This window comes from Mesorhizobium sp. M7A.F.Ca.AU.002.02.1.1 (assembly GCF_003998535.1).
Taxonomy (GTDB): Bacteria; Pseudomonadota; Alphaproteobacteria; order Rhizobiales; family Rhizobiaceae; genus Mesorhizobium; species Mesorhizobium ciceri.
Genome location: NZ_RZPB01000820.1, coordinates 1 through 2,512, shown reverse-complemented (window position 1 = coordinate 2,512; position 2,512 = coordinate 1). Strand labels below are relative to the sequence as shown.

Sequence of the window (2,512 nt, the reverse complement as noted above, 5' to 3'; positions counted from 1 at the left end):
ATGCCGGACGCCACGCTTCCCGATGCTCCGGCCATCGACATGTCGGTTCCGGCCTCGGCCGGCGCGACCACGGAAGTGGCGCCCGACCGCGATGAACGACGCATAAGAGGGCGTCGCCTGCCGCTGACCGCCATCTTCCTGACCGTGACACTGCTGGCAGCAGTTGGCATCGGCCTGTTCTTCGCCGTGCAGACCGGCGTCTTCAAGACGTCGGCGCAGCTCGATACCGCCCCGCCTGAAGCGCCGCCGACCGTCGAGGACGACGATTTCACACCGGCCGACGGCGGTCCGGCAAAGCCCGGCGCCGCCGACCAGTCGCGCGACTGGATCAATGTGTTTTCGCCGGCCGATGCATCGCATGTCAGCGCGCCGTCGGACGCCAGGGCCGAGGTGATGAAGGACGATACCGGTTCGTTCCTGCGCATCCGTTCCGGCGCGTCCGGTTCGGCGATCAGCTTCGACGTCGGACAAGGCGTGCTGGAGAAACTGGCCGGCAAACATGCCGTGTTCGACATCATTGCCCGTTCCGAGGAAGGCAAGGAGACGCAGATTTCCGTCGACTGCAATTTCGGCGAACTCGGCGACTGCGGCCGCAAGCGCTACGCAGTCGGCCAGCAGCAGAACGAATATCTGTTCGACGTGCAGTTTCCCGACAAGCATCCGGGCTCGGCCGGCACCATTGCCATCAATTCCGACTTCGACAAGCAGGGCAAGGCCGCCGACATCTACGAAATCCGCGTTTCGATCGAGCCATAGCGAACCCTGCACGCGCGAAATTAGCGGTCGAGCAGCGCCTGCAGCGTTTCGATGCGGTCGGCCTCGTTGGCCGGCTTGTCCCAGCGCAATCGCGAAATGCGGGGAAAGCGCATGGCGACGCCGGATTTGTGCCGGGTCGAGCGGTTCAGTCCCTCGAAGGCGACTTCCAGCACCAGGCCATTGTCGCGGTCGGCGCGCACCGAGCGCACCGGGCCGAAACGCTCGACCGTGTTGTCGCGGACATATTTGTCGATCTGCTTCAGCTCCTCGTCGGTGAAGCCGAAATAGGCCTTGCCGACCGGCACCAGCTCCTCCTCGCCTTCGGCACCGGACCAGACACCGAACGTATAGTCGGAGTAGAAGCTCGAGCGCTTGCCGTGGCCGCGCTGCGCATACATCAGCACCGCGTCCACTGTGTGCGGATCGCGTTTCCACTTGAACCACGGACCTTTCGGCCGGCCGGCGACATAGGCTGAGTCCCAGCGCTTCAGCATGACGCCTTCGATGATCGGATGCGGCGGCGCCCGGCGCAGTTCCTCCAGCGTTTGCCAGTCCGTGAAGTCGACGAATGGCGACAGATCGAAACGGCTCGGGTCGAGTGTCGCGACAAAGCTTTCCAGCCGGCCGCGCCGTTCGCGAAACGGCAGCGCGCGCAAATCCTCGCCGCCGACCTGGAGCAGATCGTAGCAGCGCATGAAGGCCGGGTATTGCTGCTGCATCTTCGGTGCCACCGTCTTGCGATTCAGCCGTTGCTGCAGATCGGAGAAGGTTCCCGTCGCCTCCCGGGGATCGCCGACAAGCAGTTCGCCGTCCAGCGTTGCGGAAAAATGCATGGCCTCGGCGAGGTCCGGAAAGGCGCCCGAAACGTCATCGCCGGTGCGCGAATAGAGCCGGCGGATGCCGCCCTCCGCCACCGCCTGGACACGGATGCCGTCCCATTTCCATTCGGCGGCATAATCCGCCGGATCGAGCTTTTCGAGATCGCCGTCGCCGACCGGGTTCGACAGCATCACCGGGCGAAACAATGCCAACGCCGTGTTCCTGGGCTTTTCGGCCTTGCCTTCCAGCCAGGCGAACAACGCTGTGTAAGGCGGTGACAGCCCGTGCCAGAGCTCCTCGATCTCCGCGACCTCGACCTTGCCGAAATCCGCCAGCGCCTGTTTGGCCAGACGCGCCGACACGCCGATGCGCAGGCCGCCGGTGACCAGCTTGATGATGGCAAAGCGTGCCGAGATGCCGGCGCTGTCGAGCAGCCCTGCCAGCACCTTCGGTCCGTCGGAGCGGCTTGCCGCCTGCAGCTTGGCGACGACCTCGCCAAGCGTCGGCTCGCGGTTCGGGGTGTTTCCGGGCGTTTGCGGCCAGACCAGCGACACCGTTTCGGCGAGATCGCCGACATAGTCGTAGGAATAGCCGAACAGCACCGGATCCATGCGCTCGGTGACGAGCATGCGCAGCATCGCCGGCTTGACCGCGGCGATGTGGAGATCGCCAGTGATGGCAGCCAGCGCCAGGCCGCGATCGGGATCCTCGACGCTGCGGAAATAGTCGGTCAGCAAGGTCAGCTTGCCATTGCGCGACGGCGTCAGCACCAGGCGGTCGAGAAGTTCGGCGAAGCGGTTCATGGCTTCAATCGCCCTCGTCCTCGTAGCCCACCAGGTGCAGTGGCTTTGCCGCGATGCCTTCGAGTTCGCACCAGCGGACCAGCGCCTCCTCGCGGCCATGCGTCACCCAGACCTCTTCGGCTCCGGTCTCCTTG

At 65.0% G+C, this 2,512-nt stretch carries 1 protein-coding gene and 2 pseudogenes; 1 reads left to right on the top strand and 2 read right to left on the bottom strand.

Annotated elements, in window-relative coordinates; all coding sequences use genetic code 11:
- Positions 1–756 (top strand): annotated as a pseudogene (locus EN879_RS31805) (hypothetical protein); the annotation flags it as partial.
- A 20-nt stretch (positions 757–776) separates the two neighbouring features.
- On the opposite strand, the gene EN879_RS31800 reads toward EN879_RS31805, so the two are convergent.
- Together EN879_RS31800 and EN879_RS31795 are read right to left on the bottom strand one after the other, a co-directional pair.
- Positions 777–2,378, bottom strand: a complete 1,602-nt coding sequence (locus tag EN879_RS31800; RefSeq protein WP_063169967.1) for a cisplatin damage response ATP-dependent DNA ligase — start codon at positions 2,376–2,378, stop codon at positions 777–779.
- A gap of 4 nt (positions 2,379–2,382) precedes the next feature.
- Positions 2,383–2,512 (bottom strand): annotated as a pseudogene (locus EN879_RS31795) (DNA ligase-associated DEXH box helicase); the annotation flags it as partial.

Bases quoted from the DNA above. Each gene is read 5' to 3' on its own strand.
- EN879_RS31800 (WP_063169967.1), bottom strand. From the start codon at position 2,378: ATGAACCGCTTCGCCGAACTTCTCGACCGCCTGGTGCTGACGCCGTCG.